Annotated in this window: 20 protein-coding genes; 11 read left to right on the plus strand and 9 right to left on the minus strand. The window is 51.9% G+C overall.

Features of this window, described 5'->3' with window-relative positions; all coding sequences use genetic code 11:
- Positions 1-51: 51 nt before the first annotated feature.
- Positions 52-336, minus strand: coding sequence for a NadS family protein (nadS, locus tag ACT3TJ_RS09070; RefSeq protein ID WP_442353280.1), 285 nt, complete (start codon positions 334-336; stop codon positions 52-54).
- A gap of 396 nt (positions 337-732) precedes the next feature.
- Between nadS and ACT3TJ_RS09075 the strand changes: the two genes are divergently transcribed.
- The 6 genes from ACT3TJ_RS09075 (at position 733) to ACT3TJ_RS09100 (ending at position 6,751) form a co-directional block, all read left to right on the plus strand.
- The gene (locus ACT3TJ_RS09075; protein WP_442353279.1) at positions 733-942 is read left to right on the plus strand and encodes a hypothetical protein; all 210 of its coding nucleotides are present in this window, start codon (positions 733-735) and stop codon (positions 940-942) included.
- A 13-nt stretch (positions 943-955) separates the two neighbouring features.
- A complete protein-coding gene (locus ACT3TJ_RS09080; protein ID WP_226938609.1) occupies positions 956-1,090 on the plus strand; it encodes a hypothetical protein in 135 nt (44 codons plus the stop codon).
- A 216-nt stretch (positions 1,091-1,306) separates the two neighbouring features.
- The gene (locus ACT3TJ_RS09085) at positions 1,307-2,131 is read left to right on the plus strand and encodes a DUF2971 domain-containing protein (RefSeq protein WP_444665659.1); all 825 of its coding nucleotides are present in this window, start codon (positions 1,307-1,309) and stop codon (positions 2,129-2,131) included.
- 436 nt (positions 2,132-2,567) lie between these two features.
- Positions 2,568-2,981 carry a hypothetical protein gene (locus tag ACT3TJ_RS09090; RefSeq protein WP_442353277.1) on the plus strand — a complete coding sequence of 138 codons (414 nt, stop codon included), beginning with the start codon at positions 2,568-2,570 and terminating at the stop codon, positions 2,979-2,981.
- A 78-nt stretch (positions 2,982-3,059) separates the two neighbouring features.
- On the plus strand, positions 3,060-3,698 hold the full coding sequence (locus ACT3TJ_RS09095; RefSeq protein ID WP_442353276.1) for a hypothetical protein: 639 nt from the start codon (positions 3,060-3,062) through the stop codon (positions 3,696-3,698).
- A gap of 224 nt (positions 3,699-3,922) precedes the next feature.
- On the plus strand, positions 3,923-6,751 hold the full coding sequence (locus ACT3TJ_RS09100) for an AAA family ATPase (RefSeq protein ID WP_444622473.1): 2,829 nt from the start codon (positions 3,923-3,925) through the stop codon (positions 6,749-6,751).
- 233 nt (positions 6,752-6,984) lie between these two features.
- Here ACT3TJ_RS09100 and ACT3TJ_RS09105 read toward each other — a convergent pair whose 3' ends face one another.
- The 3 genes from ACT3TJ_RS09105 to ACT3TJ_RS09115 form a co-directional block, all read right to left on the minus strand.
- Positions 6,985-7,266 carry a helix-turn-helix domain-containing protein gene (locus ACT3TJ_RS09105; protein WP_064234381.1) on the minus strand — a complete coding sequence of 94 codons (282 nt, stop codon included), beginning with the start codon at positions 7,264-7,266 and terminating at the stop codon, positions 6,985-6,987.
- The gene (locus ACT3TJ_RS09110; RefSeq protein ID WP_442353017.1) at positions 7,263-7,601 is read right to left on the minus strand and encodes a type II toxin-antitoxin system RelE/ParE family toxin; all 339 of its coding nucleotides are present in this window, start codon (positions 7,599-7,601) and stop codon (positions 7,263-7,265) included. Before ACT3TJ_RS09110 ends, ACT3TJ_RS09105 begins: the two co-directional genes overlap by 4 nt.
- A 536-nt stretch (positions 7,602-8,137) precedes the next feature.
- The gene (locus ACT3TJ_RS09115; RefSeq protein WP_442353018.1) at positions 8,138-9,061 is read right to left on the minus strand and encodes a LysR family transcriptional regulator; all 924 of its coding nucleotides are present in this window, start codon (positions 9,059-9,061) and stop codon (positions 8,138-8,140) included.
- A 124-nt stretch (positions 9,062-9,185) separates the two neighbouring features.
- Here ACT3TJ_RS09115 and ACT3TJ_RS09120 point away from each other — a divergent pair, with 124 nt between their 5' ends.
- The 4 genes from ACT3TJ_RS09120 to ACT3TJ_RS09135 all read left to right on the plus strand — a co-directional run bounded on the left by ACT3TJ_RS09120 (position 9,186) and on the right by ACT3TJ_RS09135 (position 14,336).
- On the plus strand, positions 9,186-10,199 hold the full coding sequence (locus ACT3TJ_RS09120; protein WP_442353019.1) for a glutathione S-transferase family protein: 1,014 nt from the start codon (positions 9,186-9,188) through the stop codon (positions 10,197-10,199).
- A complete protein-coding gene (locus ACT3TJ_RS09125; protein ID WP_442353021.1) occupies positions 10,196-11,002 on the plus strand; it encodes an aldo/keto reductase in 807 nt (268 codons plus the stop codon). The genes ACT3TJ_RS09120 and ACT3TJ_RS09125 overlap by 4 nt, the downstream gene beginning before the upstream one ends.
- Positions 11,003-11,041: 39 nt before the next feature.
- Positions 11,042-11,836, plus strand: coding sequence for an SDR family NAD(P)-dependent oxidoreductase (locus ACT3TJ_RS09130; protein WP_442353022.1), 795 nt, complete (start codon positions 11,042-11,044; stop codon positions 11,834-11,836).
- A 361-nt stretch (positions 11,837-12,197) separates the two neighbouring features.
- Entirely contained in the window at positions 12,198-14,336 is a 2,139-nt protein-coding gene (locus ACT3TJ_RS09135) for a TonB-dependent siderophore receptor (protein ID WP_442353023.1), read from the plus strand.
- A 60-nt stretch (positions 14,337-14,396) separates the two neighbouring features.
- Here ACT3TJ_RS09135 and ACT3TJ_RS09140 read toward each other — a convergent pair whose 3' ends face one another.
- The 5 genes from ACT3TJ_RS09140 to ACT3TJ_RS09160 form a co-directional block, all read right to left on the minus strand.
- Complete coding sequence (locus ACT3TJ_RS09140) at positions 14,397-14,732, minus strand: AzlD domain-containing protein (RefSeq protein ID WP_442353024.1); 336 nt, start codon at positions 14,730-14,732, stop codon at positions 14,397-14,399.
- On the minus strand, positions 14,729-15,439 hold the full coding sequence (locus ACT3TJ_RS09145) for an AzlC family ABC transporter permease (RefSeq protein WP_193054490.1): 711 nt from the start codon (positions 15,437-15,439) through the stop codon (positions 14,729-14,731). Before ACT3TJ_RS09145 ends, ACT3TJ_RS09140 begins: the two co-directional genes overlap by 4 nt.
- On the minus strand, positions 15,436-15,966 hold the full coding sequence (locus tag ACT3TJ_RS09150) for a helix-turn-helix domain-containing protein (protein WP_442353025.1): 531 nt from the start codon (positions 15,964-15,966) through the stop codon (positions 15,436-15,438). Before ACT3TJ_RS09150 ends, ACT3TJ_RS09145 begins: the two co-directional genes overlap by 4 nt.
- Positions 15,967-16,192: 226 nt before the next feature.
- A complete protein-coding gene (gene sstT, locus ACT3TJ_RS09155; protein ID WP_442353026.1) occupies positions 16,193-17,419 on the minus strand; it encodes a serine/threonine transporter SstT in 1,227 nt (408 codons plus the stop codon).
- Between the two features lie 340 nt (positions 17,420-17,759).
- A complete protein-coding gene (locus tag ACT3TJ_RS09160; protein WP_442353027.1) occupies positions 17,760-18,074 on the minus strand; it encodes a hypothetical protein in 315 nt (104 codons plus the stop codon).
- Between the two features lie 869 nt (positions 18,075-18,943).
- On the opposite strand from ACT3TJ_RS09160, the gene ACT3TJ_RS09165 reads away from it, so the two are divergent.
- The gene (locus tag ACT3TJ_RS09165) at positions 18,944-20,596 is read left to right on the plus strand and encodes an SLC13 family permease (protein ID WP_172118991.1); all 1,653 of its coding nucleotides are present in this window, start codon (positions 18,944-18,946) and stop codon (positions 20,594-20,596) included.
- The last annotated feature ends 547 nt before the right edge of the window (positions 20,597-21,143 follow it).

Consider the following 21,143-nt stretch of genomic DNA (forward strand, 5'->3'; position numbering starts at 1 on the left):
TAATGCAGATGCTTCCGTTTTGCACAAATACTCATGCAAGTTGATATTGCTTTAGTGCAAAGCAAGCTCGTTGAAAAAAGCGGGATTATCTTGAATCGTCGCCAGTACCTTGGCGGCTAGCCCCGTAGGGTTACGGCGCTTGGTTTCCCAGCTTTTGATGGTGTCCACACTGGTTCCCATGGCCTCGGCAAACTCCGCCTGAGAGACGTGAAGCTTGGCGCGAATAGCTCGTACATCAGCCACTTCATGGCGTGTGATGCGGCTGGCCTGCGCTTTGCCTTGTTTGATCTCAACGGCTTCCTGCAGCGATGTTTGCAGTTCGTCAAAAATGCTCATTTAGAAACCTCCCCCTTCAGTTGGTGGGTCAGTGTTTTCAGTGTGGCCTTTTCAGCGGGCGTTAAGCTGTCTTTCATGCTCTTGGGGTAGGCCAGTATAAAGTAGATTCTCTCTGCCGTTGCCAAAAGTAGGTAACCCTGGCACCGCCGCTCTTACCTTGGTTGCCCAACGCCATGCGTATTTTGCGAAGCCCTCCCGTGCCCTGAATCAAGTCACCTTTGTTGGGTTGAGCAATCAGGGTGCGTTGCAATTCTTTTAATTCGTCGTCTGTGGCAATGGCCTGGATCGCCAGAATCGCTCTGGAGACGGGCATACGCTCGTCGGATATCCTGACCCTCACCCGTTCGCAGGTCGACGTGAAACGCCTCGTGGTGCGCCTCACCGACACCAAGAGTAATGAAGCGCCTGGTACCACTGACCAAGGCAGCAACTGAGGTGTTCAAGCAGGCGTTGCACAACCCCGTGCGCCCGCTCGACTGCAACTTGGTATTCTTCGGTGAGCCCGGCAGAAATGGCAAGCGCGGCCCCTACGCCTATACCAAGCTCTGGAACCAAGCGAAGAAGCAGGCCAGCTTGATGACTTCGCTTTCACGACTTACGCCATGAGGCCGTCAGCCGCTTGGTAGAGACGGGGCTATCCGACCAGGAAGTCGCCGCGATCAGTGGCCACAAGTCGATGCAGATGCTAAGGCGCTATACGCACCTGAGGGCGGAGGATTTGGTGGAGAAGCTGGATAGATTGAGGGAGGTCTAATACATTAGATGGTAGTTTGAAAAAAACTAGTAGGAACGCTCAGACGGCTTTCGACCCTGAGCGGACATTCTTGAAAATGCAGTAGGCGCACGAATTTTGGATATAGGCTTGAGAGAATATGGCAGGCTGCATTTGCCGGAACAAAATGCCGACACGTTCATTCAATCATAAAACGCGCCGTCTAATACGCTGTTAGGCATATGAATGGGATAGCTGATGCTCTATAAATATTTTGGTCCGGAGCGAGTAGATGTGATGCGCTCTCTCAGCATTCGCTTCTCACCCCTCTTGTCGCTCAATGATCCGTTTGAAAGTCTGCCGTTGGTCGAGGCTCGATCCGCGAAAGAAATGTTGATCTCGGAGGTGATTAACGATCTCGAGGAGCTTTGGGAAAAAACCGACGAAGTCGAAAAGACCGCAGAGAATAGGGTTCTTCTTGAAAAGACTCGTGCAGATACAATAACCAATATAGAAGATAAATTTAAGGCCAGTAATACTGGACGCGAAGTAGTTGCTATGCTGGGTGACGACTTTGGGGTTTTGTCTCTATCACGAACTGAAAAAAGCATTTTGATGTGGTCACATTATGCTGCAGAAGGTCGGGGGTTTGTGATTGGACTGGATGAAAGTCATCCATTCTTTCGTCAGCAAGATGCAAGGGGGCGGATTACCAAACCGTTACCTGTTGTCTATACAACAGCCCGTTCCACTGTTTCCCCTAGTGACGGACGTTTTGACGAGAAGTTTCTTTGTGAAAAGGCGTTGGAATGGGCCTTTGAAGAGGAGGAACGTGTATTCAGGTTTCTGAAAAATATAGAGGCCCGTTCGATGGGAAAAGACCAGTATGGACAGAGCATTGTTCTCACGCATTTGCCCAAGGAAGCTATCCAATCTGTATTCTTGGGCTATCGCGCAGATACAGACTTAATGAACTCTGTTTTTCAGGCAATTGAAAAGAACGAAATCGAGTGTGATGTGTACAGAGCCAGGATCTGTGACAACCAATACAGGATTGTCTTCGACCAGCTTCCACGCGCCTAACAATGCTAGTCACGGCGACGGCCACTACATTGCGGCTGCGCCTCCATTCCGTAACCGCGCGTGCTGAACAGCGTTAGAACTCATTTGAGGAAAGCTCATAAAAATGGCTATACGGGGCGGCTTCAAAGCGGCTGTGGTGCGAAAGGTTGCTGAGCGCGCTGCGTACATTTGCAGCAATCCTTACTGTCGCAGGATTACCATCGGGCCTGACCAAGCCGCGTCGAATCTTTCGATTAAAACTGGGGAGGCTGCTCATATCTGCGCCGCCAGTCCGGGCGGCCCTCGCTATGACATGTCACAGACAGTCCAACAAAGAAGTGGAATAGCCAATGCAATTTGGCTTTGTGGCGCCTGCGCGGATTTGGTCGATAAGAATGGTGGGCATGGTTATCCCGCAGAACATCTCCGAAAGTGGAAACGTGATCACGAGTCACTAATGAAGGAATGTCTCGAGGGCGGGAAAAGAGTGGTGTTTCAATTTCTTCCTCACCGTCCGGACGGGAAGTTAGCGAAACGATTGATTTGTCTGTTGGAAGATAAAGGCAGCCTTTTTGAACCGTATGATCAGGAGGATCCCAAAAGGGTCTTGGAGTCTCTTAAGGAGCTGCGGCTACTCGTAACAGGAATCCGGGCTGAAATTTCTCCAGATTCCCCGCTGTCCATCATTGCCGAATCTATCGTTCGCGCTTGCCGCCGTTACATGAATTCAATGCCTGATAATCCAGACATCCAAGAGCTTAATTTTTCCTTGGGGGCCGTGAGGAAAGTGGTTGGAGTGAACGTCGGTGATCTCATGAGGCATTATGAGGTCACTGTCAGTAGTGAACTCCAGTCAATAGTCCCGGAATGAGTTCTAACAAACAGGCACTGGAACAAAATTTCCGCTGCGCTCCAATTTCACCCGAGCTGCGAGCGTTAGGACTTATACATGCAAACGGTCGATGAATACTTAAGCCGGATGGAAAGCGCCGTTCGGCGCCTTTTCGACGATATTGACGATTATATTTCGATCCTTCGAACCGCAGTAGGGGTGACTTTCGTTACTTCAGAGCCTTATGGTCCTAAACAAGACGCTGAGTATGCTGCGTGGAAGGCAAAAAATGCTAAGAGCTTGCTTGCAGCACGCGGGGCTGATCAAAGGTACCTGGCTGAGTCCTTCGCATTAGACACCCTATGTGGCTCCATCTTGCAGGCCGCGGCAAAAGCAATTGAGATCTACGGGCAAAACAAACCCATCCCTGAGACCTTTGCGGGCATTGTTCAGCCGAAGCTGTCCAAGTTTTGCACTGGGCGGGTTGTTCGTAACGTGCCACTCGGGCTCATCCTTTACGCCGCTCGGAATCAACACACTCATTTTAATGACGGCAAGCTGAGAGAGCCAAGTGCTGAAGTCTTTAAACGGCTTGCAACAGAACACGGCTACGGGGGCCAGGAGCAATTTTCTGATTCGGCATTTGATGTTGATAACCCGCGTTTGGTCAGTCTCGCTAGCAATGTCACTGGTCTTATCGAGTGGAGGTCTTACGAAAGCTATATTGGGGATATGTGTACTTTTCTACAGACCTAACCAATACAGTCACGGCAACGTCTACTCCATTGCGGCTTCGACTCCATTCCGCAGCCGCGTGTGCTGTTAGCGTTATGCAGATGCTGCAGTGTTCCCAATGTTGGAACTGCGAAAAATCGTGATGGTAGACGGCTGTGGTGGGGTAACGTTGATACAACGAGTCTTTTTAAGATGACTATATGATTACGAGGGTGCACTAAGCCCATCATCAGGGAGAGAAAGGGATGAGCCAATACCTTTTGAGCTTTGCCAAAAGTCATCTTAATGGTAAATCGGACGCCTACCTAGCGCTCTTTTGGTGCCTTTACAAGGCCAACCAAAGTAAAGGTCGTTATTCTGAGCATATAAAAACCTACTTGACCACAGCAGCTGATGAACTTCTTCAGAAGGACTACCAGCGTATCGCATTACGCTTCAAGAGGGTTCTCGATGCTAAGCCTGAGCTTGATTGGGTCGCCCCCTCTGGATTGAGCCCCTTGGCACATCTGCAGGTAAAAAACTTCAGGGGATTTGGTGAACTTGCTTCTGAGGACAAAGGAAGTCACCTCAGGTTTAGTAAGACCAAAAATATCTTTTATGCCCCTAACGGAGGCGGGAAGTCTTCGCTGTGTGAAGCCTTGGAGTATGGCGCTACGGGACACATAAAAGAGTCGGATCGACGTAAGACCAAGGTTAGGCAATACATCGCAAGAGGGGCGGGTAAGATGTCCCTGTCCCTAGTGGGGACAGATAGAGCGCCCGTCACTCGCAGCATCGCCTGGGCAAGCTGCTTTATTGATCGCAATCGCTTACAAGAATTTTCATTGCTTGGCTCCAAGGATACTGGCAGTCACGAGAGTGACGTCATTGCCACGTTGTTTGGTCTCAAAGAGTTCCAAGACGTCATAGCACGGTTTGTGAAACCAGAAAGTTTCAACCTCAATATGTATCTTCGCCCAGATCAAACTGAGGCCCTGGCTGACGTTGCCAGTGAGAGAGCGACCTTGATTAAGGAGCGGGATCGCCTTGCCGAGAATATAATTGAGCTGAACAATCAAGTATGTGCTCATCTTGATTTGAAGACGCATCAGCAAGGCGCTGTGCGTGTCAGATTCTTGCGTCTAACGAAGCTGACGGAGCTAAAAATCCGGAAAGCCGAAAGGCTAAAACTTTCAGAGGCCCCCACCATCATTTTGATGGAGCGAATTCGCCGTGCTGGCTGGATCGCAACTCGCTTACTCTCCAGGAAATCGAAGATCGAGGCTGCGTTTCTCCATAACGTGGCAGCAGTCAATTATCGCGCTGTTTATGAAGCCCTTGAAGCTATTGAAAGCACGGGAGCAGGTGATGTCTGTCCTGCGTGCTCCACACCGTTACATATTGTGACCGAAAACCCGTTCGAAAAGGCTCGGTGTGAGCTTCAGTCACTGGGTATGTTGGAACAACTCAAAATTTCTAAGCATCGCAACGATCATCGTATAGCCCAACTTGCCGCAATAATCTCTACTGGACTTGCTGAGATTGATACGAATACGCGTTTAGGTGTTTCGTGTTCATTAAACTTGGGCGACCTACAATCAGCCATTTCTAATTTTAAAGCAGCGGCAGATAGAGTAACGGCTGCATCGCAGGTGCTTGATCATTTTACCCAGCTGCTAGCCGTCGACACCGCCGGTATTGAAGCCTATTTTAGCGCCTGTCAGCAGAAGTATGTGGAGGTTAAACAGGCTGATGTGCGAATCGAGCACCTTGAAGAGCAGGCTTCAACTCTCAAGAAAAGAGAAGAGGTCGTCAGAGGACTGTTCACTGAAAAGATAGCTTCGCAACGAGCGTACACCCGCGCGGGTGAGAGAATATTGAGTCTGTATCTCCAAAGAAACGCCCTTCAGAATGAGGATACTGACAATGTGAGGTTTAATTCATTCATCCAACGATTACAGCTGGAATACAGCAATCTTTACAGCGATTTATTAGGCTATAAGCTTGCCTTAGAAACGTCGAGAATCGCTGGGATTGAGAAAAAGGCTGCCGATTATTACAAAGCGATCAATGACCACGATGATGAGCACGAACGCATCGAGTCTATCCGTTTTGATAAAACCAGTGATGGCTACCGGATAAAGATTTCGAACGCTGATGGCACGTCCCTAGATGCTTTCTCTATTCTAAGTGAAGGTCATTTGCGGGCACTGGGTCTGTCGCTACTCTTGGCTATGGCCGAGAAGAATAAATTTCCATTAATCGTTTTCGATGATGTGGTAAACGCTATCGACAGCGATCACCGTTCCAACATTATCGACTTGTTCTTTTCGGATCCGTACCTAAAGCGTACCCAAATGGTGGTCACGACACATGATCGTCTCTTCTGGGAGCGTTTTTGCATCATTGCAGAAAGGCATCCACAAGCCGACCAGCACTCCAGCTGTGTGCTTAGTTATACAAACAAGGGTATCGTGATTGTTGACTACGCAGGTGGGTTCCAGGCGAAGGTTCACGAGGCCCTGGCGGTGTATGATGTGAGGCAGGCGTTAATCTACTGCCGAGTCTGGTTTGAGTCCATGGTGGTGGAATATTGCTTAGAGCATTCGGTCTCAATCACTGCTAAGTTTGGAAAATCCAATCTTAAGAAAAATGTATATCTACAGATCAGTCTGGAAAAAACTTTTGCGCTAGTTGAGCCTCATATCGCCTACGATCTCAAACACTTCAATTTGATCAAAAATGATCTTGTTAACTGGAGCGGCCAAAACCAGGAACATCATGCGTTCGATGAGGACAGTTTGAATTTCGTTCACTCTAAAACCAGTCAAGAGGTCATTAAAATATATGATGCAATCCGCTTACTGGAGTGCCAGCTTTTTCCAGACAAAAAGCAAGCCTCATGCCAAGCCCTTCTTCAGGAAGTGAATGAAAAAATCGACGTGGGAATTGGAAAACTTGAAAGACTTGGACGAGCCCCAGTTGAGGTTCAACTAGCTGCTCAGCAGAGGTTAGACCTTTTGCGTAAACGTGCAACTGAACTTACCCAGGAACTCGCTTACGTTAAGTCTTGCCTAGCTGAAATCTCAGCTTGATTTCAGTGTACGATTTGAGGCTAAGCCACTTTGGTAGTCTCTACAAGCGGAGTGAAACAAAAGAAAACGGAAAATTTATTTATATCGCTCGGATGTCTGCTTTTGGCCGATAAAGGTCGTACCAAATTTGGTAGTTTTCTTACACATAGTGACCGCCCATCATAGGCCTGCTAAGGGACGGTCTTGCGTAAAGAAATTGCGTAAATATTTCTACGTACAGAACAGGAATGTTTTTAAGCGACCTCAAGTACGCGCATTTCGACATGCAGCCCTGCCGCTACTACCATGTTCACCAGCGTATCAAGACCAAATAGGTGGATTTTGCCACACATCAGGTCGGACACTCTGGGTTGAGTGACGCCCAACCGCTTAGCAGCTTCGCCCTGAGTCCAGCCCTGCCGGTTAATGTGCTGCTCAAGGGCCATCATCAGGCCGGAGCGAAGCTTCATATTTTCCGCTTCGGCGGCAGTATCCTCGATGGCGTCCCACACGCTTTCAAAAGTCTCATTACTCATTGTTTCACCTCGCTTAGCAAGGCGCGATATCTGGCTTCGGCCAGGTCGAGATCCGCCTTACTCGTCTTCTGGGTTTTCTTCTGGAAGCAGTGCAGAACATAGACAGCTTCGGCGAGCTTGGCTACGTAGATCACTCGAAATGCACCACTAGCATCTCTGATGCGAATTTCCCGCATGCCCTGACCAACGGTGGCCATTGGCTTCCAGTCGTTCGGATCAAGCCCTCTTTGCACCTTATCAAGCTGGTAACCTGCTTCCTGCCGGACAGTCGCCGGGAAAGCGCGTAGATCGGCGAGGGCGCTGCCTCGGAAATTTAGGGATTTGTATTCTGACATGATGTAAGTATACAAAGTTCTGTATAGTTCGCAATGTAGGTGCTACCCATAGGCATGTTGTTCGAGAGAGGTGAGAACTCAAAATCAGTACACCAACGGTACACACACTAGCTTCGCATGCTATCCTTTAACTTCGCTAAACTACTGATTCTAAACAACTGTACCTTTTTCTAAATTACGGCTACTTTCCTTTGTTTGTCAGTAACTTATTGTTATAGTAGCCAACTCATAATCCCTTGGTCGTAGGTTCAAGTCCTACTGGGCCCACCATTTTTCAAGCTCTTGGATAGCATCCGATCTCCTTTCTCGCTATCTGGTGTCCGTAGGTTACGTTTGCGAATATCAACTATTCGGATTCGCCGTCGTTTCTCTATCTCGCTCCGCTTCAAGTCCTTCCCGTTTTACGATTATTACATTGGCCTCGCTGGGTGCTCCTTTCCCGAACAGAGGGAGGGTCTGAGCGGATACGCATCACCGTGCCATTGTGAACGCTCGCGCCCGGTATCAGGCCCTGCGACGCAAACCTGACACTTTTCCTAAACGGCATTTAGCGCCGTACGGACGAACTCTCGGAAAACACGTACTCGCGCTGGTGCGTGCTGACCACTCAGGCTGATTGCATAGAGCTGGCCTTCCGATAAGCTCCAGTCCGCCAGCACCGGTGCCAGAGCGCCGGAGGCAACATGGGCCGCTGCCACCAAGTCGGGAACGGGACCAATTCCGGCACCCGCTATCGCCAAGCGCAACACGCTGGCATAGTCACTGGTACGAATGCTCGGACGGATCATCACCTCCTGTGTGCGGCCACGGTGATCGGTCAGCACCAGTTGTGCGGCCCCTGTGAATTCACGTGAGATGACAAAATGTTGCTCGGCAAGCGCGGCGGGGGTATCCCCAGACCATCCGTTCGCCTTGAGATAGTCCGGGGCGGCATAAAGCCCCACGCGTAATGGAGCCACCGATGAGGCGCGATAGACCATGTCGGGTAGGTTCCCGTCTCGCGCTCTCAGGGCCAGGTCGATGCGGTTGGCGGCAAGGTCCAGCGGCGTGTCTGTCACCAGAAGTTCAATGGTAATCTGCGGATGAAGTGCCCGGAATTTCGCCACGATGGGTGGCATCAGCTCTATTCCGATATCCACCGGGGCTGTCACACGCAGATGCCCCTGGGGCACGTCTTGAGATTGACGTGCGCCTTCTGCGGCATCGTCCAGCCACGCCAGGGCTTCTCTCGCCTTGATATAAAAGGCGGTGCCTTCCTCGGTTGGAGAGACCGCCCGAGGGGTGCGTGCCAACAAGGCCGCACCCAGCCGATGTTCCAGCCGTGATAGTCGACGACTGATACTTCCCTTGGTCTCGCCCGGCTGTCTCGCCGCGGCCGAGACCGTTCCAAACTCCGCTACCGCGCAGAACGCGCGAATGTCTTCTAGCGCCCCACCGATAGTTTCCAATTCATCAACCATGGGTTCCTCTTTTGGTGTCTTACGCCTATATGGAAACTACTTCACACTATTCACATGGCTTAGTCAAAGTGCTTGGGTAATCGTCAGTGTGGCCCAGCCGCCATCTAGTTTTCGGGAGAGCGTTATGCCAGGTCTTATCAACGGTCAATGGGTGAAGGGTGAGATTGCCGGCAGCGAGATCAAAGGCGGTGCCTTTGAGCGGGAACCTACTCGGTTTCGGCGTTGGCTCATGCCGCACAGCGAAGCAGAGGGAAAGGACAGCACTGCGCTGCCCGCCGAGCCGGGGCGATATCAACTCTTCGTTGCTTATTGTTGCCCATGGGCTTCACGCACATTGATCTTGCGCAAGCTCAAGGGGTTAGAAGACCTGATTCCGCTCTCTATCGCCGATGCGGTGCTGGGAGAAGAGGGCTGGAGTTATGCCACCCCTCAGGATGCCGGACCGCACCTGGGCGAGGTCCAGCGCCACCATCAGCTCTACACAGCGAGTGACTCCCACTACACCGGCAAAGTGTCGGTACCGGTGCTATGGGATCGCTCTCAGGGGCAGATCGTCAACAACGAGTCGGCGGATATCATCCGTATTCTTAACAGCGCCTTCGATGAGATCACGGGTAATGACCTCGACTTCTACCCCGAACCGCTGCGCACCAGGATTGATGCCTGGAACGAGTTTATCTACCCGAGGCTCAACAATGGCGTCTACCGCGCCGGTTTCGCCAAGGATCAGGCAGCCTATGACGCCGCTGTTAGCGAGGTGTTCCAAGCGCTTGATCGCGTTGAAGCACACTTGGCCTCACATCGCTATCTAGTAGGCGCCTTCCTAACGGAGGCCGACTGGCGACTCTTCGTCACGCTGGTACGTTTTGATGCGGCTTATCATGGTGCCTTCAAGTGCAACATTCGCCGCATTGAAGACTACCCTCACTTGGCAAACTATTTGCGCGAACTCTATCAATGGCCGGGGGTGAGCGAGACGGTCAACCTCGAGCATATCAAGATCGGTTACTACACTAATACTGCCCTCAACCCGGCGCTTGTCGTGCCACTGGGCCCTGAACTGGACCTTGAGCGAGCGCATGATCGAGATAATCTACCCGGGAAAGGGATATATAAACGCACAGGAGCGGCTGGATGAATAGCTTACTTCCCCCGATTGGCTTTGGTCTTGATGAGTTGGACGATCAACAGGTCGCCCAGTTGATCCCCGCTGCCTGGCAGGCAGGTTTTCGTGCCTTCGATACGGCCCAGCTTTACGGCAACGAGGCCGCGCTCGGCCGTACCCTGCGTGATATTGGTATGGATCGCGATGCGGTGTTCGTCACCACAAAAGTGATGAATAGCCATTTCTCTGAAGCGCGTTTTCTGCCTTCGATTCAGGAAAGCCTCGAAAGGCTTAAGCTGGATACGGTCGATTTGCTGTTGGTACATTGGCCTGGTCACGGCATGCCGATTGAGCGCCAGATTGAGCTATTGAATGAAGCCCGCGCACGCGGCTGGACGCGCCATATCGGCGTCAGCAACTATAACGCCACCCAGCTTGCCCGCGCGGTCGAGATAAGCGAGGCACCGATTGCCACAAACCAGGTCGAGATCCACCCCTATCTTGATCAGTCTACGCTTCGCCAGCAGGCGCATAAGCTTGGCGTGCCGCTGACCGGGTTCTTCGTGATGGCGATGGGGGCGGTGCCGCGTGATCCGGTGCTGACCCGGATCGGCGCGGCGCATGGAAAAAACGCGGCACAAGTGGTGCTGAGGTGGGCGCATCAAAAGGGCGACGTGCCTTTAACCCGTACCACCAAGCCCACGCGCATCGCGGAGAATATCGCCATCTTCGATTTTGCCCTGTCATCCGACGAGATGGCCATGGTCGATGGCCTCGCGCGCAGGGGCGGCCGCATCCTCAGTCCGGGCAATCTTGCCCCTACGTGGGATCAGTAACATCTTGCCTCATACAAAGACGAAACAAGGAGACAACTTATGCAGATCGACTTGAAAGGAAAGCGCGCCATTGTCAGCGGGTCGACCGCCGGGATCGGCTTTGCCATTGCCGAGGGGCTGGCGCGGGCCGGCGCCGAGGTGGTGGTTACGGGGCGTAAGCAGAATACCGTGGACAGGGCCGTCGAGAGCATCGGCAGGGCTGTGCCCGGGGCGCGCCTGTCGGGCGTTGCCGCCGATCTTGCCACTGCCGAGGGTGCGCAGGCATTGATGGCCGCCATACCCGATGCGGATATCCTGATTAACAATCTGGGCATCTACGGTGGCTGCTCCTTTTTCGACATTGATGACGCCGCTTGGGAGGAAAGCTTTCAAGTGAATGTCATGAGCGGCGTGCGCTTGGCGCGGCACTATGCCAGAGGAATGCAAGAACGTGGCTGGGGTCGCATCCAGTTCATTTCCAGCGAATCGGCACTCAATATCCCTACAGAAATGGTGCACTACGGTGTCAGCAAAGCAGCTATGCAAGGCGTCTCCCGCGGGCTGGCCAAGGTGCTGGCCGGAAGCGGTGTGACCGTCAATACCATCCTGCCCGGCCCGACTCGCACGGAAGGGGCCATGACGATGCTTACAAAGCTCGCTGAAGAGCGTGGCGTCTCGGTCGATGAGGCGGAGACCCTGTTCCTTGACGAGAACCGCCCCTCGACGTTGCTCAAGCGCTTCGCGATGCCGGAGGAGGTGGCTAACCTCTGCGTCTACACCGCCTCGCCCCAAGCCAGCGCGACGACCGGAGCGGCGCTACGCGTCGAGGGCGGCATCGTCGAGAGCATTGCCTGATTAGCTGACCGGCGCCAAATAGCAAGCGGGCGGTCTGCCGGCTTGCTATTCGCATTGCTTCCTTATTGTTGCTAAGCGATAGAGATTTCGGTCACCAGAGATTTAAAGAGCGCTACAGCAGTGTCAGTACGTTAAGTGCTTGCACTGGCTTATGGCGGCACAGGTCGTCTGCTAGATCAAAAGCCATGTTCCAGATGGCTAATCTAACCTCATTTCAGCGCTTTTTGGCTAAGGGAACTTGACATCGTGCGGTTATTGTAGTTGTGAGTGATAATCCGTATCATTCGTCTTTCCCGGCATGCCTACTATAAAAACACGTGCTCCTCTCCCCCGTTCTGCCTGTCAGTGAGGTCTGTTTAACATGCGTCGTTCGCCTTTTTCCGTTACACCGTTGTCTGCCGCTATTCGCCGTGCGTTGGCTGTGTCGTTAGGGGGTACGCTGTGTGTTGTGCCTTTTGCTGCACTGGCGCAGGAAGAGGCCGTAAACATGGGGACCACTGTGGTGACGGCAACCGCGCTGAAGGTGGATACCCCGGATGTAGAGACGCCTCGCGCTATTTCAACCGTGAGTGCGGAGGAGCTTGAGGATCGCGGCGTCAATAAATATGACGAAACCTTCCAGTACCGCTCCGGTGTTGTGTCTCAGCCTTACGGTAATGACAACAATGCCGACTGGTTTTTCCTGCGTGGGTTTAGTGCGGAAGGCGCTACTTACCAGGATGGTTTAAGGCTCTTCCGCACAGGAGGCTATTTCTGGTGGATGAGTGAGCCCTTTGGCTTTGAACGTGTTGATCTTTTGAAAGGACCTGCGTCAATTCTCTATGGCGAGGCGCCCCCTGGCGGTATGATCAACGGGATTAGTAAACGGCCTACCCGTGAACCGCAAGGAACGCTGCAGGTTGAAGCCGGTAACCATGATCATCGCCAGGTAGGGGTGGATGTGTCTGGCCCGGTGGGGCAGCGCGATGACGTGCGCTATCGGCTGGTGGGCCTCTATCGCGATGGCGAGGGCGAGCTCAACGGGAGTGAAAAAGAGCGCTATTACTTTGCGCCTAGTCTGGCGGTCGATGTTAGCGATGATACCACCGTCACCTTCCTTGCTAGCGTTCAGAAAGACCAAGGCGTGCCTACCACTGGGTTCTTTCCGGCACTGGGTACTCTCGAAGATTCTCCGTTTGGGAAAATTGATCCGGCGACCAATTTTGGTCAACCGGATTATGATCGGTTAGATCAGCGCCAGGTTGCGATTGGCTATGAGCTGGAGCACCAGATAAACGATACCTGGGAGTTTCAGCAGAATGCCCGCTATACCCATTTGGATTTGGAACTGCGCAACGTTTACCCCAATTCGTATATAACGCCGCCACGTAGTATTTCCCGTGGGATTATTGACCGGGATGGCCAGTACGATGCGTTTAATATTGATAACCGACTCATCGCGCGTACTTATACCGAGAACACAGAGAATACGTTATTGGTTGGCGCGGGTTATCAAGAGCTGAATTTAAACTACACCAACCGTGACAGCTTCCGCACCCTGGGCGATGGCTCTAGCTTCTTTACAAATATCGATACGGTGGATCTTTATAACCCCGATTACTCGGCGTTTACGGCGCCGGATACCGGTGACCCCACCGAGCATAATGTCGATCGCCGCCAAGTGGGGCTCTATGTTCAAAATCAACTGCGCATAGCAGACCAATGGGTTCTGCTTGCCGGGGCGCGCTACGATAATGTCGATAGCAGCGACGATTTTAGCGATACCACGGGCAGCTCCAGCGAAGGGTACGATGACGAACACCTCTCTGTTACGGCCGGTGCGATGTACCTGGGCGAAAACGGAGTTTCCCCCTACGTGAGCTATAGCGAGTCGTTCACCCCGGTGGCGGGTATTGGGCCGGATGGCGCTAGTTATGAGCCATTAGAGGGCCGCCAGTTTGAGGCTGGGGTTAAAATTGCCCCACTGGACGTAGATGGTTATCTCACCATTGCCGCCTTTGATGTCGAAGAGAATAACACCCTGATCTCGACCAGTGCGCCTGTTCAGGAGCAGGTAGGCAAGCGCCGCTCGCAGGGGGTAGAGATCGAAGGCGTGGGCTATTTAACAGATGAGCTAAAACTGATTGCCGCCTATACCTATACCGATGCCCGCTATGATGCGAATGATGCACTGCGGGATGAGCGTGTTCCCTTGGTGCCAAGGCACATGGCGTCAGCGTGGTTGGATTACGATATGAGCCACACATTGGCTGGGCTTTCGGTAGGGGCGGGTGTGCGTTATATGGGGGAAACGGTACCCAGCGCGAATAGCGCTATTGAGCAAAATGTCTCTTCTACAACGCTCTATGATGCCATGGCGAGCTACCGCATTAACGACAGCTGGACTGCCCAGGTCAACGTCAACAACCTTACCGATGAAGAGTACGTCAGTGGCTGTGACTTTTACTGCTATTACGGAGCCTCGCGCAGCGTGGTGGGTAGCCTGAAATACAGCTGGTAGTTGCTGCTGGTGAGTGGTTAACGTCAGTTGCTGATTCATTCAGCAACTGACGTGCATTGGTTAAAGCACGGAAGCGCCTACTTGCACCAGCCCAAACATGCCGACGCCTGCCGCCACCGGCCAACCCAGTGAACGCAGGCGCAGCCATACCAGTAGGGTAACCAGCAGACCAATGGCGGTTGCGGTCCAGGAAATCGTACTTGGGTTAACCGGTACAATAGAAACGCCCAGCACCGCTGCAATCATTAGCGGCCCTAAAATACCCAGCCACTGAGGCATGTTGTTGATGCCGCTATCACTGCCTAAGCGGCGCTGCATCCACAGAAAAGGGACGACGCGTATGAGTAGCGTACCTAATGCCGAGGCAATAACCGCTAACCAAAGTCCGGTACTCATAACGCACCTTTGCTGGATTCAAGCTTAACCATATAGAAGCAGAGCGCGCCGCAGGCGGCAGCAAGCGGAATGGCGACGTTGGCCCAGCCATATAGCGTAAACAAGAGGGCGGATACTATGGCCCCGCTGAGTGCGAGCGACCAGCGTTTGTCGGTAAATCGCGGTGCTACCATGGTTAAAAACAGCGCGGGCAGGGCGAAAGGCATAATCTCACCCAGCAGAGGCCAGCGAGAGGTGAACGCCTCTCCCGCCGTCGCTCCTACGATAGTTCCTATGATCCAGGCGCCCCAGGCGAGGAGCGATGCTCCCAAAAACCAGCCGAAGCGCTCCGGTTTATCCAAGTGAGGAAGCCGCGTTAAGGCTAAAGCAAACACCTGGTCAGTAAGGCCGTGCATCAGCCAGGGCCAGTGACGGCTCTGAGGCAATAATGCGGCTAGATTAGGGCCATAAACCACATGGCGTACGTTGATCAATAGCGTCATCGCGACAACCAGCCAAAGCGGCGAACCCGCCGCGATCATACCAACAAAGAGAAACTGCGAGGCTCCGGCGTAGATCAGCAGTGAAATAGCGGCGGCCTCCCATGTGGTGAAGCCCGCTTGTGTCGCCACCAGGCCGAATGAGAGTGAGACCGGTATATAGCCGCCCAGCAATGGGATGGCTTCTCGTGCGCCTTTTAGCGCTGAGTGAGTTAATGCATGGCTCATGGTGTATCACCTTTTTCACCATAGGTGATGGTCAGGATCATGGTGGCTTCTGCCGCTTGGGTGCGATAAATGTGTGGTTTATCGGCAGGGAAGGTCAGGCTTTCACCAGGGGTAAGCTGCGTGGTGTTACCTTCCGGTCCAGCTTCCAGCCAGCCGCTAATAAGGGTCAGTGATTCCTGCGTGCCCGGTGTATGCGCTTCAGCCCGGCGCCGCGTGTTGGGCGCGCAGCGCATCCAGTAGGCGTCCACGTGGGGGGCGTCTTTGCCTTGGTCAATGAGGCGTACCTGCACGCCGTCTTCGCCCAGCGGAACGGTAATTGGCGCTACCAGGGTGCCAAAGGGAGTGTTGAGTTGAACGGCCAGCCGCCAAATGGTGTCCAGCGTTGGGTTGCCGTTGCCTTGCTCAAGTCGACATAAATTGGATTTAGCCATACCGGCGGCGTTCGCTAACTGAGAAAGCGAAAGGCCTTGTTGCTGGCGCAGCGACTGCAAATGCTGGCCTAGCGTATTAAGTGAAAGCTTATCCATACAGGGTGTCTCGTTGTTCCTTATAGAGAACGTTCTATATAAGGAACGCTTGTTTGTCAACCTGAGCGCTTCGTCGCTTCTGAGCGATGGGGGGATGCTAACCGTAAGAAGCCAAATACAAAACGGCCCGTTTTGAAGTCATGATCCAAAACGAGCCGTTGGTATTTATTGGCCTTCTCTTAACAGCGGGAGTGTGGCTGTTAAGAGAAGGCTGAACGCTTGAAGCTTAGGCGCTGGCCTTTGTCTCTTTAGCTCGGCAAGCAGCCGCAGTAAACAGTACATCGGTTGAGGAGTTAAGTGCCGTCTCTGTGGAATCCTGTACCACGCTGATCACAAAGCCAATCGCAACTGCCTGCATGGCCACTTCGGTAGGAATGCCAAACAGGTTAGCGGCCATCGGGATCAGCATTAGCGAGCCGCCCGCCACGCCTGAAACGCCGCAAGCCGCCAGGGCGGATACGATGCACAGTAGTAGGGCGGTCGGGAAGTCGACGTTAATACCTAAGGTATGTGTCGTGGCCAGGGTAATGACAGTGATAGTGATGGCTGCACCACACATGTTGATGGTGGCACCCAGCGGGATAGAGATAGAGTAGGTGTCGGGGTCCAGCTTCAGGCGGCGGCAAAGCTCAAGGTTAATCGGGATGTTGGCAGCAGAACTACGCGTGAAGAAGGCGGTGATCGCGCTGCCACGCAGGCAGGCAAAGACCAGCGGGTAAGGGTTTTGACGGGTGGCGATGTACACCAGCAGCGGATTGCTTACCAGCGCGACAAACAGCATGCAGCCCACAATAACGGTTAGTAGCTGGGCATAATTAAGCAGCGCTTCGATACCTGACTCGGCCAGCGTACCTGCCACCAGGCCAAAGATACCTAGTGGCGCAATGCGAATAACCAGCGCCACAATTCGTGAAACGGCGTCAGAAAGATCGCTAAGAGCAAGGCGCGTGGTTTCGCTGGCTTGGCGCAGCATTAAACCCAAACCGACGGCCCAGGCAAGAATAGCAATAAAATTACCTTCCATCAGCGCAGTAACAGGGTTAGCGACCGCATTCAGCAGTAGGTTTTGCAGTATCTGAAAAATATCTCCGGGCGGGTTACCACTTACCTGTTCTGCGTTAAGCGACAGCTCCGTAGGAAACAAAAAGCTCGCGGCTACCGCAATCAGTGCCGCAATCAGCGTACCGACAATATACAGCACTAGCACCGAACGAATATGCGTGGGCTGCCCCTGCCTATGGGCGGAAATAGCGGCTGCCACCAGAACAAAAACTAAAATAGGCGCAACGGCTTGAAGAGCGGAAATGAACAGCTGCCCCAGTAGCGCTACATCACCGGCAATTGCGGGTGCAAAGATTGCGAGCAGCGTACCTGCCACGATGCCAATTAAAATCTGCGGGATAAGGCCCAGCTGTAAAAGCGGGCGGAATAAGCCAGTGGTGGTTGCAATCATCGCGCGTCACTCTGGTAGTCGAATAGGGATGGGCATACGTAGACGCCTCCGGAAAGGGGCAGCATTCTACCACTTGGCGCTATCCTGCGGGATTTTCGTGAGCAAGTTTCTTTGGGAGGGTTTTAAGTAGAGCAGTCACTACGCTTGGCAGTGCTGGTATTGCTTTGTATGTCAGCCCAGTAAGTGCAAAAAGCTGGGAGGGAGGTGTGCAGAGAAACGATGTTTTAATGAACGGGGATACGCAGCGGGTAAGACTGACCGATTATACGAATACTACCCTTGCCGCCGAATAAAAGTGGCAAGGGTAGGGCTGAAAAGCAGTACCTTGATAAGTAAATAATTAGGCAGCGACTATTGCCTGACGAGGTGTCTTGCTAGAAACCGCAGTTGGTGTCATCTCGGCAGCGGCACCGGCTTTCATGCTGGCTAGCATGGCATAGCCTTTGTCAGTTAGCTCAATCACGTCGGGGGAAGAGCCCCATTTTAAAAGCATTTCGTCTAGCTGATGCTCCGCTGTTTCAAACTGGCTACAGTGGCAGAGCAGCTTGGCGATGGTGTAATCACATTCCGGGGTGTCGAACATTTCATCCTTGATTTCTTGAATCGCAAGTTGAAGACCAGCTTGGGAAATCTCTGCTAGATGGATATGTTGCATGCCACTACTCCTTGTGAATGCTGAGTTTATTTGTACGTAAATTGTACTCTTCAAGACTAATATAGGTTTCCTTCAGAAGCAAACCCCTTAAAGGTGTTATTTGCCTCTTCTCGCTCTTACGCTTTCGCCTAATAAAAATCCCGCTCCGATGAGTAGAGGGGGCTCGCTGCTTCCCTTACCGCTATTACAAAGGTAGCGTAGCGATCAATGTGACTACGCAGCCTGATAAAAAAGCCAGTAAAGCACGTTTTATCATTTCTTATTCTTGGCTTTTTGATTTCTATGTGGCTGTTATATAATATGTTTTTTAAGGTAGTTACGGCTGTCTGGTTTTGCTCCATTGAAAAGATGTTGACGTTTCATCCTGGCTCCCATCGCGTTGCGATTAGTCACCCCTGATCCCCACTAATCCAAAGCCCGTACCCTTGGGCCATTTCACAACGTTTTTTAAAGAATCGTTTCTGAAAGACCGCTTCAGGTTTCAGCATAGACCACGATAGGTAAAAAGCGACTTAATAAAAGCTATACAAAACGTTAATTTTTTTGCCATCAATATGTCACCAAGGAAAAGCCTGTGTTGATGGGTGACGCTTGAAAACCAGAGGGTTTTTCCAGATTCGCGACTGGCAGCACACAGCGATAGACATTTTTTGGCAATAACCAGGGTGCCTGCTGGCTCAGGTTATACGACTAACGTTGTTAGACTTTGGTTGTAATTGTGGGCGTTTTACTGGACTAATGTCCTATTGCAGTTAATAAAGGGCGCCACGAAATCGTTGAGCCCTTCTCAGCCTGGGTAAGTTGCTCACTATCAATCTACTTTTTGTTCACCTGACAGCGGTGTTTTTATAATGCGCAGAGTTGCCATGATGACCGTGTGGGACCAGCTATGGTATTCCCACGATCAAGCCAAGAAACTGCTGATGTGTGCGTTACCCTCAACGCATGCTCCCAGCACCTCACGTCCTTCGGCCGCATCCGGTGGTGGAGAGTCTCAGGGCAGTGGGCCATCTCCACGCCCACCTGCCTACAATAAGCCCCAAACAGTAGGGCTTGTACTTGGGCCGCTGCTGTTTGCTTTGGTTGCGCTGTTTTTTCATCCTGCTGATTTAAGTTTTGAAGGCCGCATGGTCTTGGCAACTACATTGTGGGTCGCTGTTTGGTGGATTACTGAGGCTATCCCTATCCCGGCAACGTCGTTACTACCCATTATATTGCTGCCTATTACGGGCGCATTGGATGGAAGTACGGTCACGGCTGCTTACGGAAATCCTATTATTTTTCTTTTCCTGGGCGGATTTATGATCGCACTGGCCATGGAAAAGTGGGACCTGCACAAGCGTATCGCACTGACGATTATTTCCGTGTTGGGCACCAGTATTAACAGCATCGTGTTTGGCTTTATGGCGGCCACTGGGTTTCTTTCCATGTGGGTGTCGAATACCGCCGCGGTCATGATGATGCTGCCGATCGGCACCGCGATCGTCTACCAGGTGAGCCAGGAGCTAGGTAAAAACGGGGGCGAGGTTGATAGCAAGGAAATTGACAAGTTCAGTAAAGCACTAATTTTCGGTGTCGGTTACGGCGGCACTATTGGTGGGTTAGGCACGTTGATTGGTACACCGCCGAACATCATTTTAGCGGCGGTCGTGAATCAACTTTTTGGTGTGGAAATCTCCTTTGCCAATTGGTTAATGTTTGCTTTCCCGGTGGTTCTCGTGCTGCTGGTATTGGGTTGGCTGATGCTTACCTACCTGATTTATCCGATTAGTTTTCGTAACCTTCCTGGCGGAAAGGAACTCATCCAGAAAGAAAAGGAAGCGCTAGGCAAGATCTCATTTGAAGAGAAAGCCGTTCTGGGGGTGTTCATTTTTGCAGCGTTTTTCTGGATTACTCGCTCTTTCTTGTGGCAAGGCCAGATTATTAATATTCCCGGCATCAGTGATGCCATGATAGCGATTAGTGCTGCGATATTACTGTTCCTGCTTCCCTCTAAAAACAAAGGCGGCTGTCTGCTCAACTGGGATATCGCGCGGGACGTGCCGTGGGGTATTTTACTGCTATTTGGAGGCGGTTTGGCCATTGCGGCAGGGTTCGGCTCCTCAGGTCTGGCGGGCTGGATTGGCAACCAGATGAGCGTGCTCCAGGGAATGAATTTCATTCTGGTCATTCTACTGGCGACCGGTATAGTGCTGTTTCTTACGGAAATTACCTCCAATACAGCAACGGCAACCATGATTTTACCGGTACTGGCATCGCTGGCGCTGGCGCTAAATATTCACCCGTTTGCTTTGATGGTACCTGCTGCCATGGCGGCCAACTGTGCCTTTATGTTGCCGGTAGGGACGCCGCCCAACGCGATTATCTTCGCAACTGGCAAAATCAAGATCACCGAAATGGTACGTAACGGTTTCGGCCTGAATATTATCTCCATGCTCCTGATTACGGCGTCTGTATACTTCCTTTTACCAATGCTATGGGGGGTTGATCTGACGGTCTATCCCGAAGCTTTCCGTCACTAAAGCGCTCTTTTAAGCGTTTTTGATCAAAGCCCTTATCCATCGATAAGGGCTTTTTTTATGCACATAAGTTTTTATGTGCATAGTTTTTACGCACATCGTTCGTATCTGTTTCTTTATGATACAAATTTCCCTTTCAAAAGTGGTTAAAAGATTTAGAAATGGCAGCCCGCGTAAATTGAACTTTTACGCTTAAGTTAAGCGACTTTTCGTACCCACTCTGGGCGATCAGAGGAGAAAGTGATGACGCTATTGTTGTTGAAAGTTATTGTGGGAAAAGACAGCTTGATACTTTAGCAAAAGAGCGCGACGGTTATTGGGTTGACACTAAACCTGTCAGGATGAAGAATCGATTCATAAATGATAAGTGCATGTTGGGAATGTAAGGGAAAGAGGCCGCCTGAAACTATTACGTCCCATAACGATGTGTCTCAGACGTCTCGGCTTCATAAAAGTGGCTGGAGTGAATAAGAGACGTTTGTTGGCCGCTTCTACCCGATTGCTTACTACCGAGCCCTGTCAATAATGGTGATTAGACCTTACGATTTCG

This window comes from Halomonas sp. AOP30-A1-24 (genome assembly GCF_052378165.1).
Lineage (GTDB): Bacteria > Pseudomonadota > Gammaproteobacteria > Pseudomonadales > Halomonadaceae > Vreelandella > Vreelandella citrativorans.